The sequence below is a fragment of the Sphingobacterium sp. E70 genome (genome assembly GCF_019285695.1).
In the GTDB taxonomy this organism is placed as follows: Bacteria; Bacteroidota; Bacteroidia; order Sphingobacteriales; family Sphingobacteriaceae; genus Sphingobacterium; species Sphingobacterium detergens.
The window spans coordinates 691,323-714,508 of sequence record NZ_CP079104.1 but is presented as its reverse complement, the minus strand read 5'-3'; the positions used below and the strand labels follow the sequence as shown (position 1 = coordinate 714,508).

Sequence of the window (23,186 nt, the reverse complement as noted above, 5' to 3'; positions counted from 1 at the left end):
AGGATAGTTCCTTTATTATGGGACGGATCCTGTATATTGATGGCGTTGAACGTTTAGCTCACCGACTGGTTCAAAAGGGACATAAGAAGAAAATGAAAGGAACGAAAGCATATGCACTGTACGCTACGGATAATGTAAAGAGATCTAAAGACGATCAAATCAATACGGCTTTGATCTTGTTAGGCTCTAATATCGATCCTGAAGAAAATATCATCAGCGCCTTGAATTATATTCAGAAATTGGGAACGATGGGAAACCAAACGGATTTTATCTATACTAAACCCCTTCAATTTGAAGCCCAGCCTGATTTTTTGAATGGCGCATTATTATTGCATACCTGTTTACCTTGGGAGGAATTACAGCGTGAATTAAAACAGATCGAATTGGATATGGGACGCCTCAGAAACGACAATAAGAATACTCCCGAATTATCGATCTCGATATAATTACTTTCAATGGAAGCATTGCCGATGAAAAAGATATTATACAGCTCCCTTTCTTGTATGACTTTGTAAAACAACTGCAACCCGAAATATTCAAATGGCAATAGAGAATTCGTGATCTTTTGTATATTTGGTAGACGATTACCTTATTTTAGTGAATAGCCACAAATAATTTATAGCCGTAAGCAATTTTGTTTTTTTAATCTATAGGTGTATGTTATTACTACAGCATTTATTGGTATGGTAGGTTTAATAATCATATTGGTTATATCTTGGCCTTTGTTGTGGATGGTCGAAAAGAAGAATCTTAGCGTTCTCGGGTTTAAACCAACGAAAAACAGGCTTAAAAACTTCTGTGTAGGCTTTTTTATGGCGGCTCTGCTCTGTGCTATTTATCATCTTATAAAAGTTACAGCAGTACACAATTGTTGGATGCTTAATTCAAAACTATCTGGTTCTAATCTGATCAATAGTACGTGGTGGATTATAAAATCTGTCCTATTTGAAGAACTGTTATTTAGAGGTGCTCTGCTTTATATCCTTATAAAAAAATTGGGACCTAGATGGGGATGCCTGCTCTCGGCCGGAGCTTTTGGTATTTACCATTGGTTTTCTTATGGTGCTTTTGGAAATCCAATGCAGATGCTGATAATATTGTTAATGACGGACTTTTGGATGGGTATTGGCCAAAGCTTATGATGTTACACGATCTCTTTATCTGCCAGTAGCCCTTCACCTAGGTTGGAATATCGTTAATATTTTGCTGTTTTCCAATGGACCGTTGGGGGCACAACTATTGGTTAGAGCTAATGATAACCAAGCTCAAGGCCTTGTCTCACTATTGATTTTTCTTTTCCAGATGCTTGCGCTCCCATTATTTGGATATCTATATATTCGGAAATATGGTCATTCGTCGCCATGATTTCAAACAATGCTTGAATTCGTTTATATAACGGTGGACTTGAATTCATCGATCATAAATTCCATAGTTTTAGCAACATGCTTTTCAGCGATAATAGATTGTACATAAACACTATTGTAGTTCTGGTTATATTTTGCGAGATAGGCCTGATTAATTGCAGTGGTCAATTCAGGGCTATCATCTACGACTGTAGCCCATATTTGGCAAAAAGAATTGTACCACATTTAATCTGGCCCATTGGATTTTTTAGAAAGCTATTGTACCAGCTCCGCTCTGCCAATCCCCACGATCTTGCAAATATTCGACCTTGAACAACCACCATCCAGATATCTAAAAATTAGGTCTTTCAACCCCTGCTTTTATACCAATGAGGTTATTGTTTTGGATGTAATCTAATACTTCTTGTTTACACATTCTCTTTGTTTTTTCAAAATTAAAATGAAGGAGAGGGGCTAGAAACTTTTTTATGTAGCTTGCTAAAAATAATATGTGAATGGCTCTTTAGGATATGTAGGTTGTCAGAGCATCATCTTATTGAGCGTGTTGGTAAGACAATCTCGATAGCTCTTTGCAACCGTTACTTTTAGATCACCGGATATAAGCTGATTGTCTTCAAAAGATTCAATATTGTTGAGATTAACTATGTACGAATTGTGAACGCGCATAAATTCTTGCGGTAAGCTTTCGATTAGATCTTTGAGACTTTTTGTAATAGATATACTTTTTGTGCCTTGTCGTATGAATTTCGACGTAGTTTCCCAATCCTTTGATCACGTTGATTTCATTAAAAAAAAGCTTTAGCAATTTTTTATCTGTTTTGATAAAGGCAAAAGTCCGATCTTCCATGATAGTCTCCATTAAGCCATATGAGCATTAATAATTCAAATATAGAAATTATGAGAAGAAAAGCTGGAGATGTTAATACCTTCTATTGAAAGATCTTTGTCAATAAAGTGGAGGTATGTTCTTTGAGCAATTAGCGATCAGAAACCTCCGTGTTGATTTTTACAATCTTGTTTATTGTGTTTGAAAGTGTTACTTATGCTTTGTCCGAATTAACTTTTTATAGTACCTTGCATTAGATGGTGAAATATGAACTGTCAAAATAAAATGAAAGCATTGGAAAGATTTAGAGCACATTTGGAGAAATTTATTCAGATTGATGATGTAACATTTGAGCGTATATCAACATACTTTAACATAAATTCAGTTGCAAAAAGGAGAATATGCTGGAAGAAGGCCAAATCTGCAGGTACCACTATTTTGTGTTAAAAGGAATATTACGTAAGTTTTTGTGAATGAAAAAGGTGTGGAACAAACCACTGAATTTGCTATTGAAAACTGGTGGCTCACGGACAATATGGCTTATGAAAATAAGCGTGTGAGTTCATTCTATATACAAGCTGTTGAAAACTCGGAAGTTTTATATATTAGTCAGGAAAATCAGGAAAAATTGATGGCGGAATTTCCATTGATGGAACGCTATTTTCGTTTTGTATATCAGAGAGCATATGCAGCGGCACAAATGCGTGTTAAATATCTTTTTCATTACCTAAAGAGGAGTTTTATCGCGATATGTTACGTAAATACCCCGAGTTTGTGCAACGTGTACCACAATATCTTATTGCATCTTTTTGGGCTTTACTCCAGAATATCTGAGTGAAATTCGAAAAAAATAAATACCTAAAAGGCCCCTAACATTGCAGAGAAAACTAATAACACTGGTCCGAATCGGTTATCCGATAAGGGCTAGTTAGAAAATGTAGATTGTGTTCTTTTGCATAATCGCTAATCAAATTATTGAATTTTTCAATAGCTTTTTCTTCAGATCGAGCAAAACAATGTAAGTTGATCTCCATTGGTTTTTCTGACGTAGCTTCATCTACACGGAGTCGACCGACTTCTGAAAGAACCACGGCAAATGAAGTTTTGCAGATTTCAATTTCTAATTTATTGTCAATCAATTGTGAGGAAATGCTATAATAGGAGTCATTATTCTGGATTTCATCTTGAAAGGGATCCAAAAAGTAGGTACAATAGAACGATAGCCATATTTCGCGTTGCCAAAAAAATGATCAATATATTCCTGTGCTTTTTCATAAGTAGAAAAAACACCTTCTAGGTTAGTGAATACATCTGGATCTTCTTTAATTTCTTTTGAAACTACCGTATATACCTTAATGGAGTTGGTTGTCATATTTTAAAATGCTACTGTCTATAAGTTAAGTGAAGTTTTTCTGCAAAAAAACCAATTTAAAATTTCATCAATGAGATCTTCAAAGATAAAATCGTCTTTTTAAAATAAAAAAATTTCCTTTGTCTACTTTGTAGCCTATTTGGAATATATGTTTGTGCTTTAAAGTTGTGTATAATTTTCGTATTCTCCAAATTTTTTACTGATTGTTTTTATTTTATTTTTTTAAAATAGAGGGGATCTGTTTTGGGGTAAAAGAGAAAACCTATTAAGAACCCTAGAAATTTCCAAATGACTATAGTGACTGTGTGGTCAGAAATTCTATAGTCATAATGATCACTGACGCTTACATGAAAAAGTACTGTTAATTTTGATATGGATAGTAAGGGGCTATTATCTTAGTTATGGACTATTTTATTATCCTGAATAGGAATAGCCTTTCAAAAGAGTTATATAACAATTGTAAATGACTGAGACTATTTAATTGTACCGATGTAACGAGAAGAGGGGGCTGTATTGGGAATAAGTGTTAAACCAAATATGAATCAGAGAATAACGATGATTTATGATGTGGTATGAGTTGAACAATGGAGAGAACTTGAATGATTGGAATATCCTGTTTGAAAATGTATTTTGAATAAAATAAGCGTATGGATCGTCAATAAATGGAAATAAAAAAGGTTTCCAAACGGGGAGAATGAAAACCTTAAATAACCAATTATAAACCTAAATTATGATATGACAAAGGTAGTGTACTTTGTACACTTTAGCAAATTTTTTTAAAAATTTATTATAATAATTCAAAAAACTGCTATAACAGAAGAATTGAGATTATGAATTTTACCTGATCCTCATAGATAGGATTTATTTTAGGAGAATTTGAAAGTTTGATTAAGTTTGTAATGAAGAAATACCTTGGAATAAAATTTTTTGAGTACGATTTATATGAATACTTTTATTTGCCAAAATTGCGGCGCAGAACATATGGAACTACCATCCTTATCATTTAATGCTCCTTTTCATTATGATATATTAGACCCTGTTGATAAAGAGGAGCTTGCGGATAAAGATGATGATTTTTGTGTCATCAATCATAAAGATCAGATCGATTATTTTATCCGTGTTATTTTGCAGATTCCTATTTTGGATCATGACGAAACCTTAGATTATGGTGTTTGGGTTTCGGTAAGCAAAGAAACGATAGACGACTATCGCCTTATATTTTCGGCTAAGGAGGCCGAGGAAAAAAGCTATTTTGGTATGTTATGTAATGAGATAGCAGATTATGAAATTTCTACAATTGGACTTTATATGCAGGTCTCATGCCAATTGAATGGTTATCGTCCATTATTAATACCTTATGAGTCTGAACATCCATTGGTACAGGATTGGTCGAATGGTATTAGTAGAGATGAGGCTGTCAGACGAGTTAATTCTGTGACTTAGATTTCTCGAATCGTTAGTGTTTCATTTTTACCTAGAAGCCTATTCTTTCGATGCAGGTTCGTTTTAGAACTATACTATTTTAGCATAGTGTATCTATTTGTTTTCGTGGTTTTTAGTTTTCTTTAGGTGTATTTATACCTAATTGTTTGCGCTATAAGTGCAAAGGCTATACGGTGTTTTTGTCATATTTTCATTACGATTGTTTTACGTATTGGCTTTTCTATTGTTTCAAACGTTTTCGTAAATAAATCGTACCATTTGATTCGTTTCACCTTTATTAATTGATATCTTGTTTTATGAAAGCCAATTGAAAAAATAACCAATGGCTGAAGGCGGTGTACCGATCTCCTAAATCGAGAGGGATTAAACTGTATAATAACTTTAATATCCCAATATTGAAAAATAGCGTACACATGGTGTGATTAATAGACCAATATTCAATAAATAAACCGGGCATACGAGCTCAAGAAGTAATTATCTCAATGAAAAGAAACACATTATTTAAGTCTGTCTTAGTGGCAGTGATGGTTGGAAATACAATTTTATCGCATGCGCAGGTGAATAAGGCCATAGAAAAGGTTGGACAAATCTTTTGACGGAAAAACGCTGAATGGCTGGAAAACCGTTGGAGGGAAAGCTCCTTATTCTATTGAGGGGACGCAATCGTGGGGCGAATGACTAAAGGAACGCCTAATTCATTTTTGATCACAGAAAAAGAATATGGCGATTTTATATTGGAACTAGATGTTAAGCTGGAAGGTAGTCAAACGAATTCAGGAATCCAGACCCGGAGTCATCTTGATCCAAAAGCGAATGATGGCCGTGGCAAAGTCTATGGAAGACAAGTGGAGATAGACCCGTCATCGAGGGCGTGGACGGGTGGTATTTATGATGAAGCCCGCCGCGGTTGGCTTTATCCCCTCGATCTCAATGAAAATGCAAAGAAAGCGTACAAAGCCGAAGAGTATAATCACATCAGAATAGAGGCAATCGGTGATGAGATGCGTACCTGGATCAATGATATCCCTGTTTCTTATGTAGTAGATACAATCGATCGAACTGGATTCATCGGATTACAAGTACATAGTATTCCTGCAGAATTAGATGGCAAGAAAGTCTATTTCAAAAATGTTAAAATAAAGACCACTGATCTGAAGTCAAAAGATTTTCCGAAAGATATTTATATCGTCAATCTAAAGCCAAATGAAATAGTGGCTGCCGAAAAGAAGAAAGGAGTAAAGCTGTTATTTGATGGTAAAACTAATAATGGATGGCGAAGCATCCATGGCGATAAATTTCCTGATCGTGGTTGGGAAATTAAGGATGGTCAATTAACTGTTTTGAAATCTGATGGCGGAGAATCTACTAATGGTGGTGATATCATAACGAAGGATAAATATACTGTATTTGACCTCTCTTTTGAATTTAAACTTAGTCCTGGAGCGAATAGTGGAGTAAAATATTTTGTCACATTGAAAGAGAAATCCAAAGGATCGGCTATTGGTCTAGAATTTCAGGTGCTTGATGATGCCTTACATCCTGATGCAAAACTAGGTCGGGACGGTAACCGTACCCTGGCATCACTATATGATCTCATCACATCGAATAGAGATGCACGTGCCCGGAGACCAATAGGCGACTGGAATAGAGGTCGCGTAGTCGTTACAGCGGATAACAAGGTTGAGCATTATCTGAATGGAATAAAGATGCTGAGTTACGAAAGAGGATCGAAAGAGTTTAAGGATCTTGTCGCGATTAGTAAGTATAAGGACTGGGACAACTTTGGTGAAGCAAAAGAAGGCTCCATTCTATTACAGGATCATGGTGATCGGGTTTCATTTCGCAGTATAAAGATTAATACACAAAACTAAGCTTATATGAATCATTATCTATCACGTCGAAGTTTTGTTAAACAATCTGTTATTGCAGCGGGGGCTGTTATGTTATCGAATAGCGTACTTGGTAAGGTCAATTTGGCATCGCCGAATGAACGGGTTAATTTGGCATGTGTAGGTCTGGGCAATAGAGCTGCGGATATTATAAAAGAACTCTATAAAACAGGCCTTTGTAATATTGTCGCACTCTGTGATGTAGACTTGGGAGCTAAACACACACAGGAAATTTTGAGCATGTTTCCAGATGCACCAAAATTTAAAGACTTTAGAGTTATGTTTGATAAGATGGGTAACCAAATCGATGCGGTTAGTATCGGTACACCAGATTTCTCCCATTTTGCCATAACGATGCTGGCTCTAGATCTTGGAAAGCATGTTTACGTAGAAAAACCAATGGCTAGGACATTTCTCGAAGTTGAGTTAATGACAAATAAAGCGAGGAAGAATCCAAAACTTATAACTCAGATGGGGAATCAGGGGCACTCTGAAGCGAATTACTTTCAATTCAAGGCCTGGAAGGATGCGGGGATAATTAAAGATATTACGCGCATAGATGCGCATATGAATATGCCCCGTAGATGGCATGGATGGGATGTGAATATGAAAGGATTTCCTGCGGCTGAAATTACACCAGACACATTAGACTGGGAACTGTGGCAAATGCAGACGCTAGGTCATAATTATAATAAAGATTTTGTGAACGGACAATGGCGTTGCTGGTATGATTTTGGAATGGGAGCTCTTGGTGATTGGGGAGCGCACATCTTAGATACTGCACATGAATTTTGGATCTTGGGTTACCAACAGAAGTAAGTGCGGTAAAGCTTGATGGACATAATTCGTATTTTTTTCCGATGTCTTCGACGCTGAAATTTCATTTTCCGAAGCGAAAAAGATGCCTGCGGTTGATATTAATTGGTATGATGGCCTAGATAATTTGCCACCAATCCCAGAGGGCTATGGGGTTTCGGGATTGGATCCGAACATTCCAGCACCCAGTACAGGTAAGTTAGAGCCGGCGAAATTAAATCCTGGAAAAATTATTTATGGAAAGGATCTGACTTTCAAAGGAGGTTCTCACGCAAGTATTTTGCAGATTATACCTGAAACGAAGGCAAAGGAGTTAGAATCCCGTCTTCCGGAGGTTCCGAAATCACCATCTAATCATTATGCCAACTTCCTAAAAGCATGTAAAGGAGAAGAGAAGACAAGGTCGGCTTTTGAAATTGCAGGGCCTTTAAGTCAAGTGTTCTGTTTGGGAGTAATTGCACAGCGTCTAAATACTAAACTCATTTTTGATCCTCAAAGAAAGGAAATCAGCAATGATAAATTTGCGAACGCATTGTTGGCAGGACCTCCACCCGCAAGAGGTTGGGAACAGTATTATAAAATGTAATCCGAGAGGAATATTTAATCTATAAAAGGGCGAAGGGTACATATAATATCCTTCGCCTTTTTATTTTTAAGAATTTTATCCTTGAGCGAGTTGACTCTTTTCGTCGTTGGTGCTGACCAGCAATGTGTTCATATCCATTCTATTAATTGAGACAAATCGAATGTATTTTGATCTAGCTTGATTTAAATATATGGGGTATTGTAGATATTTTTGTTAGGAGGCTTTGAGATTGGTTGATGATGGAAGTCAATACCTTTAAAAGTCTACAGTTTCATTTTGATATTTAACCTTAAAAATTATGAAAAGGACTCTTATGCTTCTTATTGGTGTTCTCACATTTGTCTTTCATGCTAATGGCCAAACTTCTGGAACGCAGACTTTTTATGTTTCACATAGATACTTAAAAATTCCGGTTAAAAATGGAGCCCCAAACGTAATGTTGAACTTTGGTTGAATAATGAAAAAGTAAGATGGTTTGATGTTGAATTAGCGGATAGTGTATACGATTGGATCGCTTATTTGGATATTGAGAAATGGAAGGGGCAATCCCTTAAACTGTCCATAAGTACTCCCGATCGGAATAGCCACGGATTCAATTCCTTTGAGCAAGTTGATCTGCAGGATGATAATGCGGTGTATACTGAAAAGGAACGTGGACAAATTCATTTTTCTCCAAAACGTGGGTGGCTGAATGATCCTAACGGGCTTGTTTTCTTCAAAGGACAATATCATCTTTTTTTCAACATAATCCTTACGGTACTAGCTGGGGAAATATGCACTGGGGACATGCTGTATCTAGCGATTTGATCCATTGGAAAGAATTGGGAGAGGCCTTATATCCCGATGAATCGGGAGTGATGTTTAGTGGCGGGGCAGTGGTAGATACTAAAAATAGCAGTGGATTAGGAAATAATAATTTAATGGCTCCTATGGTCTTATTTTACACTGCAGCTGAACAATCTTGGAAGCAAGGACTGGCTTATTCTTTGGATGGAAAGGAATTTAAGAAGTTGCCAAACCATATCTTGGAAAAGATTTCAACTGGTAACCGGGATCCTAAAGTGATATGGCACGGGCCTTCGGCACGGTGGGTGTTAACTTTATATGTCGAGGAAGAACATGGACAGCATAGCATGCATTTATTTACTTCAAAGGATATGAAAACATGGGAGTTTGCGAGTAAAGTTTATGGTGGTAAAGGAAATGACCGGTATCTATTTGAATGCCCCGAATTTTTTGAACTGGCGGTGGATGATAATCCGAAACAAAAAAATGGATTTTAACGGGGGCCAATAGCCAATATGCTATAGGGAGTTTTGATGGCAAAAAGTTCACCCCAGAGGCAGAAAGGTTGTTTAGTCAATATGGTCGTGATTATTATGCTGCACAGACGTTTAGCAACGAGCCTCTCGGACGTCGTATCGAGATCGGATGGTGGCGAACCCATACTAATCAGGGTGCTACCGCTTTTAATCAATCTATGAGTATACCAATGGAATTGAAGTTAAAAACGACTGAAAAAGGTATACGTTTATTTAGGGAACCGGTAGCTGAATTACAAAATTTGAGAAAGGATAAGTTGCACATTGGTCAAATCAGCTTAAAGGCCGGCAAGCTAAATCAATTGCAGCATTTTAGCGGCGATGTTGCTGAACTCAAATTGCTTATAACGCCTAAAAGTGCCAGAAATATACAAATCAATGTGCGTGGGTTAGTTATGAATTATAATGTTGCTACAGAAGAAATGGTTGTAGACAATGTGCGGGCAATTGTTCCTCTAAGAGATGGCAAATTAGTATTGAGATTGTTCGTAGATCGTACTGGTCTTGAGCTTTTTGCCCAAAATGGGGAAATCTACATGCCAATAAATTACAATTTTGACCACAATAATTTGCAATATGGTATTAGTGTCTCAAATGGTCAAGCGGTTTTGGATCAAGCTGATTTATATACACTAAAAAGTATTTGGTCTGACTAATAGCAGAGTGAAGAACGGAAAATAAGTACTTAGATAAAATGAAAAAAGGTTTTCAAACGGGGAGAATGAAAACCTTCAATAACCAATTATAAACCTAAATTATGATAGTACAAAGTTAAGTGTATTTTTTACACTATGCAAATTTATTTTATATTTTTTTAATATGATAGAGTCCTAAATCGAAAGACCCTTTAATTTTTCCCCCATTTTCCGAGTTCCCGAATGATGGGAGATAGCTCATAACCAATAACTGTTAATTCATACGTTACACGTAGTGGAACCTCTGCATATACCGTACGTTTGACTACTCCACTTTCCTCTAGTTTTCGTAATTGTAAAGTCAACATGCGTTCGGTAATATTAGGAAGGCATTTTCTGATTTCATTGTATCGGAGGCTTCCGTTGATTAGATAGCAACAAATAGCCAAAGACCATTGGCCACCAATAATATTAGCCGCGAATACCTCAGGGCAATCATTTGCTAAAATTTGTTTATTGGCAAAATTTGTTGAACTCTCTTTGATTTTTGTCATCACACACATTTTTTATAGTACCGAACATTGGGCTACCAGTGAGCCAAAATAAGGAATATCTCGCTATTTTTGAATCAAAATAATTGAGTTAATAAACAATTACGGCTATCGAATGCCGTGATAATGAGCATCCAAACTATTGAATAATTAGCTATAATGAAAACATTGGTCATTGTAATACATCCAAATATTAAAGAATCACTTATTAATAAGAGGTGGGTCGAAGAATTGGAAAAACATCCGGAGGACTATGAAATCCATCAATTACATGAAAGATATCCAGATGAAAAAATTGACGTTACCGCGGAACAGCAGTTGATTGAAAAGCATGATAAAATCATATTTCAATTTCCATTTTATTGGTTTAACTGCCCTCCATTTTTTAAAAAGTGGTTGGATGAGGTATTGACCTATGGCTGGGCATATGGAAAGTCGAGTGGTTACAAGTTAGCAGGAAAGAAGATCGCTTTGGCTCTTTCTGTTGGGGTTGACGAAGTGGAATATAGCGCAAATGGGAAGTATAAATATAGCCTAGATCAATTGACAAGTCCTTTTGAGATTACATTCAACTATGTTCATGCCAATTATCAACCACTTTTTGCATACTATGGTATCGAAAACATGCTTCCAAAGAATGGGTTGAACAGAGTGTAGGCCATTATCTCAATTTTTTGGAACAGTTCTAGACCATTAATATGAATTGAAATTTTTACAGGATCTGGTAAGTTAGACTTACTAAACATCAAAGGCATCTTTTATATAGCAAGATGCCTTTGACAATGGTACACTATCGTGTTGTATACCCTCCGTTGGCAAAAATAGTTTGTCCGGTAATCCACCAACCATCTGTTACCAGGAATTCGACTAAAGGAGCAATATCTTTAATGTCAGTCAAGCCCCCAAGTGCAGAAGCGGATTTATGGTAAGCTACCGCTTCTTCACTCTCTTGGCCATAGAAAAATGGTGTATCCATTGGACCAGGAGCAACGGCCGTAACCGAAATCCCTCGATCGCCAAATTCTTTGGACGCAGCACGCGTAAAATGCTCAACGGGTGCTTTCAGTCCCTCATAGGTAGAATAAAACCCTGTGTAGGCCGCAAGTAACGATGTGACAATCGTGCAAACTTTACCGTTGTCGTTCAATTTTTGCCTGCTTCTTGGATAAAAAAGTAGGCAACTTTGGAATTAATATCACTCATGCTGTCATATTCATCCACTGTTGTATCTACGATCGTTTTTTTAAAACTTTACCAACGGTATTAATTGCGATATCGATTCCTCCATATTGCAACACCGCCGTATCAAAGAGCTTGCTAATATTTTCAATATTGGTAAGATCCGCTTGAAACAGGATCGCTTCGGCGCCAGCAGCCTTTACCACTGCCAGGGTTTCTTCCGCATCTGACTTGCTGTGCTCACTGTTATAATGGATCACCAATTTGGCGCCTTTAGCAGCAAAATCGCGACTCAACAAACCGCCAAGGTTTTTCGCACCACCAGCGATCAATACAACTTTTCCTTTTACATCATTCCTTGCCATAATAATTTATATTTTGATTATAACAAATTTCATGAAAGTAAATGGGGATATTATGGTGAACTTTTCGCTTTTTTCAATTGACGAAATTCAGATGGGGTTATACCTTCATATTTCTTAAAAATTTGGTGAAATTAGATGGATCGTAAGTAAGTGTTTGAGCGATGGCCGAGATGGTCAATGTACTGTTGGTCAGGAGATCCTTTGTGCATGTCAATATTTTATGTACATAAAAATGGCAAGGATGATTTCCACTGGTTTCCTGTATTATTTTAATAAGATGTTTTTGAGAGATACAAAGTACACTGGCTATATCCTTTAATTCCAACATTTCCATAGCTGTGCCATTAACGAGCTCAGATAAATGACGGTCCAACAATTCAAAGTATTGGATTGTAATTTCTTCACTTCTTCTCTTATTGTGGGGTGATAATACTTCCGTCATGCTAATTATCCTGAATAATATTCTAAATATAAGTAAATTATGTGTGCTGGGGTACTATTGCTTTCTTAACCACACAATTTGATTTGATTAGGATTTATTTAAAGAATACATCAACGCAATATATTTTACAAATTTTAGTGTAATGTAAAAACGAAAAAGGTTTTCAAACGGGGAGAATGAAAACCTTAAATAACCAATTATAAACCTAAATTATGATAGGACAAAGGTAGTGTGTTTTGTACACACTTGCAAGGATTTTTGAATAAAATGCTCGTTTTGTATCTTATTTAGTTATCCGGTTATGATATTACGAACTGATGTTTTATTATATTGATTCTAATTTTATTTTCCAGTTATAAGTCTTTGACGAGTGGTTACTCATAAAAGGTCAATATTAGGTCAGAGTTGATTAATTCATAAGAAGACTGAGCAACTTATTGCATATAGCTTTGTGTTAAGGAATTTTAAAAATTATTAAACTATGGCACAATTGAATTGGGAAGGAATTTACCCAGCAATGTTATCTCCCTTTGATGAGAAGGGAAATTTGGATTTTGATATGTTTGCAAAGAACATTGAAGCGCAGGTGGAGGCCGGAGTCCACGGATTAATTATTGCAGGGTCATTGGGCGAAGCGAGTGTTTTGAGTAATGAGGAAAATACGAGTTATTAAAACATGCATTGAAAGTCGTGAATGGACGTGTTCCTGTTTTGCTCAATATTGCGGAGAATACAACTGCTGATGCAATCAAAGTCGCGATAACCAGTGAAAATTTGGGCGCGGATGGATTGATGTTGTTGCCTCCTATGCGTTATAAGTCTGATGATAGGGAGACTGTTGCTTATTTTCGCGCTGTTGCGCAGCGCACAACATTACCAATTTTAATCTATAATAATCCTGTTGATTATGGTACCTATGTGTCTTTGGATATGTTTGAGGAACTGTTGCTGGAGCCAAATATTCAGGCCGTGAAAGAGTCAACACGTGATGTAACCAATATTACTCGTCTGAAAACCGTTTCGACGATCGCTTAAAGATCCTAGGGGAGTGGATACATTGTGTTTAGAATCTTTAATGCTGGGGGCAGATGGGTTGGTTGCAGGGTTGGTGGATGCTTTTCCAAGGGAGACGGTTGCAATGTATCATCTGGTCAATAAAGGCGAGTATAAGCAAGCCATAGCGATATACCGCTGGTTTATGCCATTATTGGAATTGGATATCCATCCCAAGCTCGTTCAATATATCAAATTGGCCGCTACAGCGGAAGGGATTTCAACACCATATACAAGAGCTCCGAGATTACCCTTGATTGGGGAGGAAGAGCAACGGGTTAAAAAGATCATTGCTGATGCAATAGCAACAAGACCACTTTTATAGCGGGGCTTTTCAAGTCTATTCCACTGGAGAAGACTTGAAAAGTTTCTACTGAACATTTAGAAATAGCCAAAATAGAAGAGAATGATTCAAAACGAAAATGAGATTGATGTTGTAGTAAAGCAGGCTGAAGCAGGATTTCAGTTTCTACAACAATGTAATGTGATTGAAAGAGCGAAATTGATGCATGCGATTGCTGACGAAATTGAAGCAATTGACAGCATGCTGATAGAAACTGCTCATTTGGAGACCGCTCTACCTGTTAGTAGACTTGAAGGTGAAAAAGCAAGAACAGTGAATCAGTGGCGTATGTATGCAAATGCGGTTCATACAGGTTTGTATAGTGAGGCGAGAATTGACCAAAGTCCCGATGGAAAGATCGATTTACGTAAATACAATAAAGGATTAGGGCCTGTGGTTGTCTTTGGAGCGAGCAATTTTCCGTTTGCTTTTTCCACTGCTGGTGGAGACACCGCAAGTGCCATTGGAGCTGGATGCTCCGTCATTGTGAAAGCCCATCCCGCACATGTCAAAACATCTCAATTGATGGCCGACGCCGTCCATCGGGGAATTTCAAAATACGGCGCTTCTGCTGATATCTTTAGCCATGTTGTGTCCAATTCATTTGAAATAGGGCAGCAATTGGTCAAACACCGGTTGGTAAAAGCGGTGGCTTTTACGGGATCGTTTGCTGGCGGGAAGGCACTGTTTGATTTAGGGCAATCAAGACCTGATCCCATTCCGGTCTTTGCAGAGATGGGTAGTATAAATCCTGTATTTGTTTTGCCGGACTATCTAACAGATAATGGCGAAGCATTTGCAAAACAATATATTGGATCATTAACGTTGGGTGTGGGGCAGTTTTGTACCAACCCCGGGGTGTTGATTGGCCTTGAGGGAGAAAATTGGATACACTCAAAGCTGATCTGAAGCGCGAAATACAAGCTGTTGCTGCTGGTAAAATGTTACACCAAGGTATATTGAATCATTATAATCAATTGAGAGGCGAGATGATTGGATGCAATGGGGTCAATATATTGGCAGAAGGCACAGATAATGTGCAAGAAGGTTTTGCTCAAGCGCTGTTGGTGGAAACAGATGCAGCGCAGGTATTGCACAATCCGGAACTGCTAGAAGAGGTTTTCGGACCATTTGGATTAGTTATCTCTTGTGCCGATCGTCATGAAATGAAGATTTTAATGGAACATTTGGTTGGTCAGATAACCTTGACTTTCGCAGCATCTGAGGATGATATGTGGAAATACCAGGATCTGTTCACGATTGCACAGAACAAATGCGGAAGGCTGTTGTTTCAAGGTATGCCAACTGGTGTTGAAGTAAAACACGCTATGCAACACGGTGGACCATTTCCAGCGACGACCGATTCACGGTTTACCTCTGTAGGACCCGATGCCATCAAACGTTTTCTCCGTCCCATCAGCTTTCAAAATTGGCCAGATGAGTTTTTGCCGAAAGAATTGCAAGATGGCAATCCGCTGCAAATAGAACGATTGGTAAATCAGCATTGGACAAAAGAATAATAACGCTAAAGAAGATTATAATTCTATCATGATTTATTCAAACCGGACGATTGAGCTCACAAATACCTCAAAATACCAATTTGCTGGAGTAAACGACTTCATTTATACCGATGAGACCAACACTTATATCACCAAAAGCTTTGTGAACCGAGCTCATGAATACCATTGAAAATAAATAATAATACCTTAATCTAAAAATAAATGATGAACAAATAATTTATACAAATGAAAAAGACTTTTTTGTATTGACTCGCATACCTGTGGATGCCCGGTACGATTGGTTGCTGGCGGCGCCCCACTTTTAAAGGGTAACTCAATGATGGAGCGGAGACTGCATTTTATGCAAGAATATGACTGGATTCGCAAAGGATTGATGTTTGAGCCCCGTGGACATGACATGATGAGCGGAAGCATGCTTTATCCACCTTTCGATACAGAAAATGATATCGCTGTTCTTTATATTGAAACCAGCGGCTGCCTGCCTATGTGTGGGCATGGTACAATCGGTACAGTTACCATCGCTATTGAAGAGGGATTAATCCAACCAAAGATACCAGGGAAATTAAGACTGGAAACTCCTGCCGGATTGGTGCATATCGACTACGTTCAGGAAGGATCAAAAGTAAAAAGTGTCAAGTTAACAAACGTAAAATCTTTTTTATATGCAGAAGACCTAACGGTCGATTGCCCAGATTTGGGCCTTATTTCTGTTGATGTAGCGTATGGCGGAAATTTTTATGGTATCATCGACCCCAGGTTAATTTTAAAGATATCAAATTTTATTCAGCGAGTCAGTTGATCCACTATGGTAAAATAATTCGCAAATTACTCAATGAAAAATATAGATTCATCCATCCTGAGGACTCCAATATTCATGGATTGAGTCACATACAGTGGACGGCAGAGCCTGTATATGTTGGCTCCTCTGGACGGAATGCTGTTTTGGTTGGCGAGAATGCGTTGGATCGCTCTCCCTGTGGCACGGGTACTTCGGCACGCATGGCACAATGGTATGCAAAAGGTCGGCTGAAAAAGGTGATGAATTTGTACACGAAAGCTACATTGGCTCTCAATTTATTGGTAAAATAGAAGCAGAGACCACGGTCGACGGAAAGCCCGCAATCATACCTTCGGTGGAAGGCTGGGCAAGAATAACAGGATACAATACCATTTTTTTGGATGATGAAGATCCATATTTTGGCGGTTTTCAAGTGATTTGATAGATTAATTGATAATAAGAAAGTGAAAGAACATAAAAGAGGTACGGTAGTCGTAATAGGTGCTGGAATTGCGGGGCTTGCTTCGGCCTATTATCTTGTTAAAGATGGATGGGATGTGAAAATCCTGGAGAAAAATGAGGTTGATAATAATTGTTCTTATGGCAACGCGGGAATGATTGTACCAAGTCATTTCACACCATTGGCAGCACCGGGAATGGTAGCGCAAGGAATAAAATGGATGTTTAATAGCAAAAGCCCCTTTTATGTACGGCCTTCGTTAAATCCACGATTAATAGATTGGGGACTGAAGTTTTTAAAACATGCAAATCGGGCACATGTTGACCAGCATGCGACTGCGATCCGTGACCTAAATCTCTACAGCAGCCGGTTATATGACGAGTTGGATGCAGAAGAAGGTTTCGATTTTGAGTTGGAACAAAATGGTATTCTGATGATGTATAAATCCAACGAGATAAAGCACGAAGAAACCGAATTGGCACATCGCGCACAAGATCTTGGGTTAGACGTAGAATTGTTAGATGCAGACGCTGTAAAAGTACTGGAACCGAAGCTCCAACTAGATGTCTTGGGTGCGGTTCTTTATCGTTGTGATGGAAAATTATATCCCCAAAAGCTAATGCAACAGTTGATTCAGTATTTGAAAACTGCAGGTGTGGTATTTTTTGAGAAAACTGAAGTTCACAAATTTATTACGATCGGAAATACCATTAAAACTGCCATCAGCAGCACAGGAAATTTCGAAGCTGATGCATTTGTAATAACAGGGGAGCCTATTTACCGCAATTGATGTCAAAATTGCATGTCCATACACCACTTTTGCCCGGAAAAGGTTATTCCTTTATGTATGATACAAAAGGGGAAAGGAAATTAAATCACGCGGCATTATTACTTGAGGCCAAGGTCGCTGTCACGCCAATGAACGGTCAGATCAGATTTAGTGGCACCATGGAATTGGGAGCTGCGAACGACAAAATTTATGAAAATAGAGTAAGAGGGATTGTCGAATCTATTCCAAAATATTATCCCGAACTAGAGATCGATTATCCTAAAGACAAAATATGGTATGGTTACAGACCCTGTTCACCGGATGGATTGCCTTATTTGGGAAGATTAAAAAAATACGGCAATGCTGTTGTAGCTGGTGGAGGGGAATGATGGGGCTGAGCTTGGGTCCCGCCTATGGCAAGATCGTTTGTGACCTATTGGCTGCTCGAGAAATTGAGCCCAGTCTTGTCGGATTTAAACCAGATCGTTTCGACCGCTAACAATCCATTTTATAAACCGTTGCCCCAAAAATAGGATTACCTGCTTTTGGGGCAACTGTTGAATTTTTGTCTCCAAAGCCTTCAAAATCATGCTATTTTATCGTATCGTATCGTATCGAAGCTTCCAACATGCTTTTGAATAGCTGTTATTCTGACAAAAGGCCTATATAATAATTGAATGTATCGACATCGATATTTCCCTTATTTAATCCCGCAATTTTTATCGTTCTGAACTGTTGATCTAGTTGAATGAGCTGTCTCTTTTCGCCTTTTATTCCAATATGGATTGGCATCTGAAATCCTTTGACCTCGCTAATCCACCTACCCATTATTCTACCAGAAGCATCTTGTTGGATTTCTAGTGTTGGAATAGAAGTATGCTGAACATATTGTTCAAATACTTTTGATAGATCCAGACCAGACTGCTGGCTTACATAATTCACAATATCACTGTAATTTACCTGTTGATGATAGAATTTACTATTCAAACCACGTAAAATAGCACGCCATTTGTCGTCATTATCTATCATAGTGCGGATCATATTGAGCATGACGCCTCCCTTTGGATACATATCACCAGACCCCTCTTTGTTGACGTGATATGGCCCCTGCATGGGGCTATCATTGTGAATGCCACTTCGGATACCATGCGCATATGCCTGACTGGCTTCTTTGCCGTAGAAATAGTCTATAAATAAACCCTCAGAATAGTTGGTGAAACTCTCATGAATCCACATATCTGCGAGATCGGCCGAAGTGATATTATTGCCAAACCATTCATGGCCCGATTCGTGGACTACAATGAAATCCCACTTTTGCCCCCAACCTGTTCCCGAAGCATCGTTTCCACGATATCCATTCTGATAATGATTGCCATAGGCAATAGCACTTTGATGTTCCATACCCGTATGATAGGTTTCGACCAGTTTGTAACCATCCTCATAAAAAGGATATGGGCCAAACCAATGCTCAAATGCTTCTAGCGTCTGTCTGGCATTTTTTTGAAGATGAGCCTTTTTTCTGTTTTATCATTCTCCCGCAAGATATAGTAGTCGACATCCAAAGGCCCTTTTTCACCTTTGTATTTTTCTTGAAAATGAATGTAGTCTCCGATATTGATAGCTACATTGTAGTTGTTGATCGGATTGGCAACTTTCCAATGGTATTTGTTGTAACCATCCTTCATTTTTTCCACTTTTACCAATCGCCCATTAGATACGTTCATTACTTCTTTTGGGACAGCAATAGAAATCATCATACTGTCGACTTCATCGTATTGATGATCTTTATTAGGCCACCAGACGCTAGCGCCCATACCTTGGCAGGCGGTAGCCACCCAGGGTTTGCCATTGCTGTCTTTTTTCCAGTCAAAACCACCGTCCCAGGGAGCGCGTGCTGCCTCTGTGGGATGACCTTCATAATACACTGTGAATTCACTTTGCGTGCCTTTGGTGATCTTAGTAGGAAAGTTCAAAAAAACAGCATTATATTCTCTTGTAAATGAGAGCTCTTTCCCTTGATAAATAACCTTATTAATTTTAAGATTCGCAAATAGGTCAAATTGTAGACGTTCAAAATCTTCTGTGGCCTTAAAGCGGAATAAGTTTGAACCTGAAATGAATTTATTGTCTACATCCACTTTCACGTCCAAATGATAATATTGGATATCGTAGCAAGTGCGCAATGGTGTGAGATATCCCCGCAATGAATCCGCTCGCGTGAATTCATTTTTTCCTTCATCAGTTGCGCATTGGATTGCTGGAGGCCTGCGACTAAAATACCACAGGTACTTAGTGTATATAATAGTGTTCTTTTCATTCGCTTATCTTCCGCCCGGAGGGCAATGTAGTTTTAAATAATTCGTGAATAATGTTTTTAAATGTTCATGTGTGCCTTCGCCTTCACTAATAGAATGACTACGGTTAGGATAGGACATTAACTGAAATTGTACATTATTTTTTATGAATTCGTCTATAAGAACTTCCGCATTCTGATAATGAACATTATCATCTCCAGTGCCGTGTATATACAGTAGATTTCCTTTAATATTTTTTGCATATTTCAATGGTGAACCATTCTCAAAGTCGGCTAAATTTTCTTGTGGAAGTCCCATATAACGTTCTTGATAGACATTATCATAAAGAAGTTGATTAGCAACAGCGGCTATTGCTATACCTGTTTTATAGATTTGTGGGTATTGTCCAAGTAAATTGAGTGTACTCGAACCACCACCACTCCATCCCCAGACTGCGATGCGCGAATTATCGACAAAAGACCATTTTAATATTTCCTGTGTGGCTAATGCTTGGTCGCGAATATTGAGCTGACCGATATTGCGGTAGATACTTTTGCGCCAGAGGCTACCTTTAGGTGCAGGTGTGCCACGGTTGTCCAAAGAAATATAAATATATCCGTCCTGGGCCATATTTCCTTTATATAAGCTATTATAACCCGCGCTAAAGTTGTCGATTACAGTTTGTGAAGCAGGCTCACCATATACCATAAAGACTACCGGATACTTTTTATTAGGATCGAAATCCAGCGGTTTGACCATCCAGCCATCTAGTTCAACACCTTCAGTAGTCTTAACTTTGAAAAATTCGGCTATGCCATCACTGACCTTCTTTTCACGATTAACCTCAAAATCCACTACTGTCCGGTGTGTAGGGAGTTCGATAATAGCATCTTGCTTGAGCTCGGCACGGTTGCTAAAGTTGAAGATAGCAATCTTGCCATCTTTTGAGATATCATAGTCGCAAGTTCCCCGAAAGATGCTGGTGTGAGCCTTTTGGGTGAGCCGCCTTTCGTAGAGACACTATACAGATATTTTTGGGTCGCATTGCTGGGAGAAGCCGTGAAATAGATTGTTTCTCCTTTCGGGTCAAGAAAATCAAGATTAATAATGTCATAATCTGCTTTGGTAATGAGCTTTTCATTACCTTTCAAGTCAATTTGATAGATTTTTCGCCAGCCATCTTTTTCAGATACCCAGATAAATGCTTTTCCATCCTGTATCCAATCCCAGCCCGAAGGATCATTGTTATTCCATCTTGCCTTGATATCGATCCAGGAATCACTCGTTTCGCGATGTATTGATTGAGCTTCATGGGTGGCGATGGAAGCTGTGTAGATCTTACTCTCGTTTTGTTTCCTATTGAGTTGCTGAAAAATAAGCTGTTTGCTATCCATACACCATTCCATACGTGGAATATAATGCTGCTCAGGATCTCCAGGGATGTTTATACGGTTATTCTTTCCACTAGCAAGTTCATAAGTCCATATGGAACATGCGCTTGGAGACTGCCCCACTTTCGGATATTCTACAGGAATGGTAAATGAATAGAGACTATCCGTATTATTAATCATTAGAAAATTACGGATACTTTTTGCGTCAAGTTTCCAGTAGGCGATAGAGAGACCATCAGGCGACCATCTAAAACCATCTTTGCAACCAAATTCTTCCTCATAAACCCAATCGAAAGTCCCATTGATCATACGGTCTGTCCCATCCCTCGTTACGGCGTTTATATTTCCATTCGTCAGATCCTCCACATAGATATTATGGTCTGCTTTATTAACATAAGCCACTTTATTCGATTGAGGATTAAATTTGGCAAACATCAGTTGGGATGATGGAAATTGGCGGCCTAATTGCGTCAATTGATTGGATTTCTTGTTGTACACCCAATAATCACCCCTTGTATTCTCACGCCAAACCCTTTTGCTATTGGTGTAAATTAAAATTAGTTCCCTATTCTTGGAGATAGAAAAACCCTCAACTTTTATTGCCGCATTGCTGCCTTTTGGAATAAGAGATTGCTGGGGTAAAAAGATTCCGCGGACCCGTTTTTGGATTGACGATCTCAATTCCTTTATCCGAAAACTCATAATATTGGTCACCAATATCTGTCCAGAGCCTTTGCGCAAAGAGAGGATTGGATAGGTAAAGAACCAACAACAGTTTTGCGATAATAAAATGTCTAATGCTATTCATTTGTATATGATTTATTATTTATCAATTATTTAGTCCTGAGGGGATGTGTTACTTGGGATCTCCACAGTATTTAATCGATTGCATTGTCTTTTAGGCTATAGATTTCTTGCACTTCACGCGCGAGGTATTTTCCGAGACGACGATAACCATTTTCCGCAATAAGATAATTGTCTTCAATACGGATTCCTCCAAAATCGAGATGTTTCTTCAGAAAGTCATAATTGACAAAATCCCTGTGCAGATTTTGCTGCTCCCAAAGCTGTGTCAGTTCAGGAATGAGATAGATGCCAGGTTCCACGGTAAGTACATTGCCAGCTTCCAGTTCCTTACCCAATCGCAGAGATTTAAGACCGAAGGTCTTGGTATCTTTAGGTTCGGATGTGCTGTAGCCCACATATTGTTCGCCCAGATCTTCCATATCATGTACATCCAACCCGAGCAGATGACCTAGTCCACATTGAAAGAATAAGGTATGAGCATGGTTGGCAACAGCATCTTGAGAGTTGCCTTTCATAAACCCGACCTGTATCAGTCCCTCAACGAGTGCTTCACAGGCTTTTAAATGGATATCTTTAAAACGGATTCCCGGGCTTAATAATTGTTCAGCGGATTTAAATGCGTGTAAAACGACCTGGTAAATTTCTTCCTGTAAAGAGGTAAAACGTTTACCAACAGGAAAGGTACGGGTTAAGTCGGAAGCATATCCCAATGATGTTTCAACCCCAGAGTCATTCAGAAGAAGGTCGCCTTCATGAACTTGATGGAACTGCATATGGTTGTGCAAGATTTCACCTCTTTTGGTCACGATTGGTGGATAAGAAAAAGACATGCCCTGATCCTGTGCAAAATGCTGCATGGCATTGCTAATTTGATATTCATAACACCCGGGTTTGGTCATCTGGATAGCGAGACGGTGCATGTCTACTGCAACATCTACAGCTTTTTCCAGTTCGATAATTTCCTCCACTGATTTAATGCTG

At 38.4% G+C, this 23,186-nt stretch carries 25 protein-coding genes and 5 pseudogenes; 17 read left to right on the top strand and 13 right to left on the bottom strand.

The window, feature by feature from the left end; translation table 11 throughout:
- Positions 1-17: 17 nt before the first annotated feature.
- Together KUH03_RS05200 and KUH03_RS05195 are read left to right on the top strand one after the other, a co-directional pair.
- A complete protein-coding gene (locus KUH03_RS05200; RefSeq protein ID WP_257091878.1) occupies positions 18-446 on the top strand; it encodes a 2-amino-4-hydroxy-6-hydroxymethyldihydropteridine diphosphokinase in 429 nt (142 codons plus the stop codon).
- Positions 447-683: 237 nt separating this feature from the next.
- Positions 684-1,142 (top strand): CPBP family intramembrane glutamic endopeptidase, encoded by a 459-nt coding sequence (locus tag KUH03_RS05195; RefSeq protein WP_257091877.1) that lies wholly within the window; start codon positions 684-686, stop codon positions 1,140-1,142.
- A gap of 246 nt (positions 1,143-1,388) precedes the next feature.
- On the opposite strand, the gene KUH03_RS05190 is transcribed toward KUH03_RS05195, so the two are convergent.
- Both KUH03_RS05190 and KUH03_RS48135 read right to left on the bottom strand, forming a co-directional pair.
- The gene (locus KUH03_RS05190; RefSeq protein WP_257091876.1) at positions 1,389-1,589 is read right to left on the bottom strand and encodes a hypothetical protein; all 201 of its coding nucleotides are present in this window, start codon (positions 1,587-1,589) and stop codon (positions 1,389-1,391) included.
- Positions 1,590-1,883: 294 nt separating this feature from the next.
- A complete protein-coding gene (locus tag KUH03_RS48135; protein WP_373564780.1) occupies positions 1,884-2,054 on the bottom strand; it encodes a LytTR family transcriptional regulator DNA-binding domain-containing protein in 171 nt (56 codons plus the stop codon).
- Between the two features lie 605 nt (positions 2,055-2,659).
- On the opposite strand from KUH03_RS48135, the gene KUH03_RS05185 reads away from it, so the two are divergent.
- Positions 2,660-3,028, top strand: coding sequence for a hypothetical protein (locus tag KUH03_RS05185; protein WP_257091875.1), 369 nt, complete (start codon positions 2,660-2,662; stop codon positions 3,026-3,028).
- Between the two features lie 49 nt (positions 3,029-3,077).
- Here KUH03_RS05185 and KUH03_RS05180 read toward each other — a convergent pair whose 3' ends face one another.
- Positions 3,078-3,389 carry a hypothetical protein gene (locus KUH03_RS05180; protein WP_257091874.1) on the bottom strand — a complete coding sequence of 104 codons (312 nt, stop codon included), beginning with the start codon at positions 3,387-3,389 and terminating at the stop codon, positions 3,078-3,080.
- A 1,115-nt stretch (positions 3,390-4,504) separates the two neighbouring features.
- Here KUH03_RS05180 and KUH03_RS05175 point away from each other — a divergent pair.
- The 6 genes and pseudogenes from KUH03_RS05175 to KUH03_RS05145 all read left to right on the top strand — a co-directional run bounded on the left by KUH03_RS05175 (position 4,505) and on the right by KUH03_RS05145 (position 10,274).
- Positions 4,505-5,005, top strand: coding sequence for a DUF2199 domain-containing protein (locus tag KUH03_RS05175; RefSeq protein WP_257091873.1), 501 nt, complete (start codon positions 4,505-4,507; stop codon positions 5,003-5,005).
- 674 nt (positions 5,006-5,679) lie between these two features.
- On the top strand, positions 5,680-6,876 hold the full coding sequence (locus KUH03_RS05170; RefSeq protein ID WP_257096703.1) for a DUF1080 domain-containing protein: 1,197 nt from the start codon (positions 5,680-5,682) through the stop codon (positions 6,874-6,876).
- 69 nt (positions 6,877-6,945) lie between these two features.
- Positions 6,946-7,713: a Gfo/Idh/MocA family protein gene (locus KUH03_RS05165; RefSeq protein ID WP_257091872.1), complete on the top strand. Its 768-nt coding sequence runs from the start codon at positions 6,946-6,948 to the stop codon at positions 7,711-7,713.
- 82 nt (positions 7,714-7,795) lie between these two features.
- Positions 7,796-8,296 carry a hypothetical protein gene (locus tag KUH03_RS05160; RefSeq protein ID WP_257091871.1) on the top strand — a complete coding sequence of 167 codons (501 nt, stop codon included), beginning with the start codon at positions 7,796-7,798 and terminating at the stop codon, positions 8,294-8,296.
- Between the two features lie 633 nt (positions 8,297-8,929).
- Positions 8,930-9,579: pseudogene (locus tag KUH03_RS05150) on the top strand (glycoside hydrolase family 32 protein).
- Positions 9,573-10,274, top strand: coding sequence for a GH32 C-terminal domain-containing protein (locus KUH03_RS05145; protein WP_257096701.1), 702 nt, complete (start codon positions 9,573-9,575; stop codon positions 10,272-10,274). Before KUH03_RS05150 ends, KUH03_RS05145 begins: the two are co-directional and overlap by 7 nt.
- A 191-nt stretch (positions 10,275-10,465) precedes the next feature.
- Here the strand turns inward: KUH03_RS05145 and KUH03_RS05140 are convergent, their stop codons facing one another.
- Entirely contained in the window at positions 10,466-10,807 is a 342-nt protein-coding gene (locus KUH03_RS05140) for a helix-turn-helix domain-containing protein (RefSeq protein ID WP_257091868.1), read from the bottom strand.
- A gap of 156 nt (positions 10,808-10,963) precedes the next feature.
- On the opposite strand from KUH03_RS05140, the gene KUH03_RS05135 reads away from it, so the two are divergent.
- Positions 10,964-11,461, top strand: a complete 498-nt coding sequence (locus tag KUH03_RS05135) for an NAD(P)H-dependent oxidoreductase (RefSeq protein ID WP_257091867.1) — start codon at positions 10,964-10,966, stop codon at positions 11,459-11,461.
- A 133-nt stretch (positions 11,462-11,594) separates the two neighbouring features.
- On the opposite strand, the gene KUH03_RS05130 is transcribed toward KUH03_RS05135, so the two are convergent.
- From KUH03_RS05130 to KUH03_RS05120, 3 genes are all read right to left on the bottom strand, one after another.
- Positions 11,595-11,951 (bottom strand): SDR family oxidoreductase, encoded by a 357-nt coding sequence (locus KUH03_RS05130; RefSeq protein ID WP_257091866.1) that lies wholly within the window; start codon positions 11,949-11,951, stop codon positions 11,595-11,597.
- Positions 11,952-12,033: 82 nt separating this feature from the next.
- The gene (locus tag KUH03_RS05125; RefSeq protein ID WP_257091865.1) at positions 12,034-12,315 is read right to left on the bottom strand and encodes an SDR family NAD(P)-dependent oxidoreductase; all 282 of its coding nucleotides are present in this window, start codon (positions 12,313-12,315) and stop codon (positions 12,034-12,036) included.
- Between the two features lie 130 nt (positions 12,316-12,445).
- The gene (locus KUH03_RS05120) at positions 12,446-12,790 is read right to left on the bottom strand and encodes an AraC family transcriptional regulator (RefSeq protein WP_257091864.1); all 345 of its coding nucleotides are present in this window, start codon (positions 12,788-12,790) and stop codon (positions 12,446-12,448) included.
- A 481-nt stretch (positions 12,791-13,271) separates the two neighbouring features.
- Between KUH03_RS05120 and KUH03_RS48130 the strand changes: the two are divergent.
- From KUH03_RS48130 to KUH03_RS05075, 7 genes and pseudogenes are all read left to right on the top strand, one after another.
- Positions 13,272-13,825 (top strand): annotated as a pseudogene (locus KUH03_RS48130) (dihydrodipicolinate synthase family protein).
- A gap of 13 nt (positions 13,826-13,838) precedes the next feature.
- Positions 13,839-14,168, top strand: a complete 330-nt coding sequence (locus KUH03_RS05105; protein WP_257091862.1) for a dihydrodipicolinate synthase family protein — start codon at positions 13,839-13,841, stop codon at positions 14,166-14,168.
- A gap of 81 nt (positions 14,169-14,249) precedes the next feature.
- Positions 14,250-15,095 carry an aldehyde dehydrogenase family protein gene (locus KUH03_RS05100; RefSeq protein WP_257091861.1) on the top strand — a complete coding sequence of 282 codons (846 nt, stop codon included), beginning with the start codon at positions 14,250-14,252 and terminating at the stop codon, positions 15,093-15,095.
- Entirely contained in the window at positions 15,071-15,706 is a 636-nt protein-coding gene (locus tag KUH03_RS05095; protein WP_257091860.1) for a hypothetical protein, read from the top strand. Before KUH03_RS05100 ends, KUH03_RS05095 begins: the two co-directional genes overlap by 25 nt.
- Before the next feature lie 277 nt (positions 15,707-15,983).
- Complete coding sequence (locus KUH03_RS05090; RefSeq protein ID WP_257091859.1) at positions 15,984-16,505, top strand: proline racemase family protein; 522 nt, start codon at positions 15,984-15,986, stop codon at positions 16,503-16,505.
- Positions 16,502-16,926, top strand: a pseudogene (locus KUH03_RS05085) (proline racemase family protein). Before KUH03_RS05090 ends, KUH03_RS05085 begins: the two are co-directional and overlap by 4 nt.
- A gap of 22 nt (positions 16,927-16,948) precedes the next feature.
- Positions 16,949-18,102 (top strand): annotated as a pseudogene (locus tag KUH03_RS05075) (NAD(P)/FAD-dependent oxidoreductase).
- Between the two features lie 256 nt (positions 18,103-18,358).
- Here the strand turns inward: KUH03_RS05075 and KUH03_RS05070 are convergent.
- The 6 genes and pseudogenes from KUH03_RS05070 to KUH03_RS05045 form a co-directional block, all read right to left on the bottom strand.
- A pseudogene (locus KUH03_RS05070) lies at positions 18,359-19,147 on the bottom strand (M1 family metallopeptidase); the annotation flags it as partial.
- A 44-nt stretch (positions 19,148-19,191) separates the two neighbouring features.
- A complete protein-coding gene (locus KUH03_RS05065; RefSeq protein WP_257091856.1) occupies positions 19,192-19,857 on the bottom strand; it encodes a hypothetical protein in 666 nt (221 codons plus the stop codon).
- Positions 19,854-20,030, bottom strand: coding sequence for a hypothetical protein (locus tag KUH03_RS05060; protein WP_257091855.1), 177 nt, complete (start codon positions 20,028-20,030; stop codon positions 19,854-19,856). Before KUH03_RS05060 ends, KUH03_RS05065 begins: the two co-directional genes overlap by 4 nt.
- Before the next feature lie 4 nt (positions 20,031-20,034).
- Positions 20,035-20,862, bottom strand: coding sequence for a S9 family peptidase (locus KUH03_RS05055; protein ID WP_257091854.1), 828 nt, complete (start codon positions 20,860-20,862; stop codon positions 20,035-20,037).
- Positions 20,862-22,139 (bottom strand): DPP IV N-terminal domain-containing protein, encoded by a 1,278-nt coding sequence (locus KUH03_RS05050; protein WP_257091853.1) that lies wholly within the window; start codon positions 22,137-22,139, stop codon positions 20,862-20,864. The genes KUH03_RS05055 and KUH03_RS05050 overlap by 1 nt, the downstream gene beginning before the upstream one ends.
- A 137-nt stretch (positions 22,140-22,276) precedes the next feature.
- Entirely contained in the window at positions 22,277-23,173 is an 897-nt protein-coding gene (locus tag KUH03_RS05045; RefSeq protein ID WP_257091852.1) for a M24 family metallopeptidase, read from the bottom strand.
- Positions 23,174-23,186: the final 13 nt, after the last annotated feature.

Coding starts and splice junctions, on each gene's coding strand:
- KUH03_RS05060 (WP_257091855.1), bottom strand. CDS start 20,030: ATGAAAAGAACACTATTATATACACTAAGTACCTGTGGTATTTTAGTC.
- KUH03_RS05135 (WP_257091867.1), top strand. CDS start 10,964: ATGAAAACATTGGTCATTGTAATACATCCAAATATTAAAGAATCACTT.
- KUH03_RS05100 (WP_257091861.1), top strand. CDS start 14,250: ATGATTCAAAACGAAAATGAGATTGATGTTGTAGTAAAGCAGGCTGAA.
- KUH03_RS05120 (WP_257091864.1), bottom strand. CDS start 12,790: ATGACGGAAGTATTATCACCCCACAATAAGAGAAGAAGTGAAGAAATT.
- KUH03_RS05165 (WP_257091872.1), top strand. CDS start 6,946: ATGTTATCGAATAGCGTACTTGGTAAGGTCAATTTGGCATCGCCGAAT.
- KUH03_RS05140 (WP_257091868.1), bottom strand. CDS start 10,807: ATGACAAAAATCAAAGAGAGTTCAACAAATTTTGCCAATAAACAAATT.
- KUH03_RS05200 (WP_257091878.1), top strand. CDS start 18: ATGGGACGGATCCTGTATATTGATGGCGTTGAACGTTTAGCTCACCGA.
- KUH03_RS05190 (WP_257091876.1), bottom strand. CDS start 1,589: ATGTGGTACAATTCTTTTTGCCAAATATGGGCTACAGTCGTAGATGAT.
- KUH03_RS05160 (WP_257091871.1), top strand. CDS start 7,796: ATGCCTGCGGTTGATATTAATTGGTATGATGGCCTAGATAATTTGCCA.
- KUH03_RS05170 (WP_257096703.1), top strand. CDS start 5,680: ATGACTAAAGGAACGCCTAATTCATTTTTGATCACAGAAAAAGAATAT.
- KUH03_RS05175 (WP_257091873.1), top strand. CDS start 4,505: ATGAATACTTTTATTTGCCAAAATTGCGGCGCAGAACATATGGAACTA.
- KUH03_RS05195 (WP_257091877.1), top strand. CDS start 684: ATGGTAGGTTTAATAATCATATTGGTTATATCTTGGCCTTTGTTGTGG.